Raw genomic sequence first — 2986 nt, 5'->3', positions numbered from 1 at the left:
GGAAAACCCGTTGCCATTATCCTGGATACGGTCATGGGCCACGGCGTCGATTTTATGATGCATACGCATGCCTGGCACGGCAAAGCGCCGAATGATGAACAGTTAGAGGATGCACTTTCTCAGAACGCGGAAACGCTGGGGGATTATTAGAAAGTAGCTCACTAATCCTTTTTATGAAAAATTGACAAACAAATACAGATTTCCGCCGGGGTTAATGCTAAGTACAGCCAAAGTTCGGGAATGACAAATAAAAGTAATTATGCAATATACAGACCAGGGTAAAAAAGATACAAGAAGCGGATACGGAGCGGCCATGACCGAGTTGGGCAGAAGCCATCCCAACGTAGTGGCCCTTTGCGCAGATTTGGTGGGATCGCTAAAAATCGAGGATTTTATCGAGGAGAATCCCGAACGTTTCTTTCAGACCGGTATTGCGGAGGCCAATATGATGGGCATCGCGGCGGGACTCACCATCGGGGGCAAAATTCCCTTTGCCAGTACTTTCGCCAATTTTGCGACGGGTAGGGTCTATGACCAGATTCGGCAGTCCATTGCCTACTCGAACAAAAATGTCAAAATTTGTGCATCGCACGCAGGTTTGACACTCGGGGAAGATGGGGCGACCCATCAAATACTCGAAGATATCGGGATGATGAAAATGCTACCGGGTATGACGGTCATCAATCCCTGTGACTTTAACCAGACCAAAGCGGCCACCCTCGCCATCGCGGATTACGAAGGGCCTGTCTACCTGCGCTTCGGAAGGCCCAAAGTGGCCAACTTTACGCCCGTCGACCAAAAATTCGAAATCGGTAAAGCGGTAGTACTTCAGGAAGGTACCGATGTTACTATCATTGCCACCGGACACTTGGTATGGCCCGCCTTGATTGCAGCCGACAACCTTAAAAAAAAGGGTATTTCCGCGGAGGTTCTGAACATTCACACCATCAAACCCCTGGACGAAGAGGCCGTGTTAAAGTCCGTTAAAAAAACGGGCTGCGTAGTTACTGCCGAAGAGCACAACTTTTTAGGCGGGCTCGGCGAAAGTATCGCCAGAACCCTTGCCGTTCAGCATCCCACGCCCCAAGAATTCGTGGCCACCCAGGATACTTTTGGCGAAAGTGGCACCGCAGAAGAACTGATGGACAAATACGGACTGAACAATAAAGCCATCGAAGACGCCGTTGTTAAGGTTAAGAACAGAAAGTGATCGTGGTATCGTTTTTGATACGACGAAAGTAACAAAAATGACAACTATATGAAAAATACACTTCTAGTGGCAGCCTTCGCTATGTGTAGCCTCGCTGCCTTTTCTCAATCGGATTCAGGATTCGGTATCAAGGCCGGACTCAACTACAGCGCCAACGGCGACTATTTTGAATCTATCGGTGCTGCTGCGCGAGAACCTGATAGAAACGTAGGCTATCACATCGGAATTTACGGTAAGTTCGGGGTAAGCCGTATTTATGTAAGACCTGAACTGATCTACACCAAAACCAAATCAGACTATAACGGAGACAAATTCGATGTCAGCAAACTTGATCTGCCTGTATTGGTCGGGGTCAAAATAATCGGTCCGTTGCATGTGTTCGCAGGCCCTGCCTTCCAATATATACTTGATACTGAATTCGACGGTATCGGAATCAACGATATCGAAAACGACTTTACCGTAGGTGCCAATCTCGGTGCAGGTGTAAATCTCGGTAGGTTAGGAATCGATATTCGTTATGAAAGAGGTTTTAGTAATAACGAAGCTTCTTTTATCAATACGAATATCACGGAAGTGGGACCGAGTCGGGTCGATGCGCGACCGGACCAGTTGATTGTGAGTTTGTCACTCAAACTATAGATTATAGTTTCACCTTCCCTAAGTACTTCGTCTGACTGCATGATGCATTCAGAGGGAGATTCAGGATGAAACTTTAGTCGAAGGTTGACAAAAATTAATAATCGAGCCCCTCCAAAAATTTGGTGGGGCTTTTCTTTTTATTTTAGGGAAGGTTGTTAGTTATTATTTGGTATTCGGATCTAGATAGTCGGGAACTCCGTTACCGTCGGTATCATCATTCCACAAATAGCCATCACCATTGGCATCTTCCAGAATTGAAATAGTGCCATCACGATCATGGTCTGTTTCATTCATCGCATAGAGATCGATTTTGAAAACTAATGGACTGTAAGCAGGTATGCTGCCACGTAATGCATTGTAGTATCCTAATCCGGACGGAAATATAATCAGTCCAACACCATATCCATTTACAGAAAAAGTACCATCATCATTGACCACGGGTGCCGAACCTGTTTTAAAATTTGGAATGCCTTCTGCAAAACCTCTAGCTGCGGTCCCAGGATTTCTTGGCGATGAAGGTGTCTGTAAACTAGGCAAATCAAACCATACTGGAAATTCCTTGTTATTACCGTCGAAGACTGTACCGTCCAAAAGACTACCTTCATAACGCACAAAAGCTGAATCAGCAACTGTTAATACCTCCCCAACACCTTCTCTAGCTTTGAGATAGTAAAGCTTATGGGATATGCTTTCATCGCCTTCCAATAAAAAATAGTTAGGCGGCACCTCAATGACTAAGGAATCGACATAGTCACTCAAGGGCTTTAATGAAGTATTTCCTTCGGGAATCTTCTGTACTTTAATTTGAAAGTCAAAATTTTCGGAAACACTGTCAAACTCCTGATAATTGTAATAATGAGTTTTAAGATACTCCTGAATTTTCGCTTCGTCTTCCGCAGCAACTTCGGCAAGCGGTCTTGGCGGCACTGGTGGTGGTGCGGCATCGTCATCATTTTTACAGGAAATTATAAGAAATCCAAAGACTGTAAAAGCGATTATTCTCCTCATGGTCATGCATTCGTTTTTAAAGGCGGCAAGATACAATTTTCCCTTACTTTTGTCCGTGGGCTTAACAAAGAATTTTAGTTATATCATGCGTATCGACAAATACCTATGGCACATCCGCTATTTCAAGAC

3 protein-coding genes and 1 pseudogene are annotated in these 2986 nt (G+C 44.8%); 3 read left to right on the top strand and 1 reads right to left on the bottom strand.

Going from position 1 to position 2986, the window contains the following annotated elements; translation table 11 throughout:
• The 3 genes and pseudogenes from ACEW8S_RS17660 to ACEW8S_RS17650 form a co-directional block, all read left to right on the top strand.
• Nucleotides 1–150, top strand: a pseudogene (locus ACEW8S_RS17660) (transketolase); the annotation flags it as partial.
• 106 nt (nucleotides 151–256) lie between these two features.
• Nucleotides 257–1210 (top strand): transketolase family protein, encoded by a 954-nt coding sequence (locus ACEW8S_RS17655; protein WP_373519435.1) that lies wholly within the window; start codon nucleotides 257–259, stop codon nucleotides 1208–1210.
• Between the two features lie 48 nt (nucleotides 1211–1258).
• Nucleotides 1259–1849, top strand: a complete 591-nt coding sequence (locus ACEW8S_RS17650; protein ID WP_373519434.1) for an outer membrane beta-barrel protein — start codon at nucleotides 1259–1261, stop codon at nucleotides 1847–1849.
• A 162-nt stretch (nucleotides 1850–2011) separates the two neighbouring features.
• Here the strand turns inward: ACEW8S_RS17650 and ACEW8S_RS17645 are convergent, their stop codons facing one another.
• Nucleotides 2012–2863 carry an FKBP-type peptidyl-prolyl cis-trans isomerase gene (locus ACEW8S_RS17645; protein ID WP_373519433.1) on the bottom strand — a complete coding sequence of 284 codons (852 nt, stop codon included), beginning with the start codon at nucleotides 2861–2863 and terminating at the stop codon, nucleotides 2012–2014.
• Nucleotides 2864–2986: the final 123 nt, after the last annotated feature.

It is taken from the genome of Pricia sp., assembly GCF_041745955.1.
GTDB lineage: Bacteria > Bacteroidota > Bacteroidia > Flavobacteriales > Flavobacteriaceae > Pricia.
Note: the sequence above shows the minus strand (reverse complement) of the source record. Positions and strands in the feature narration are given on the sequence as shown.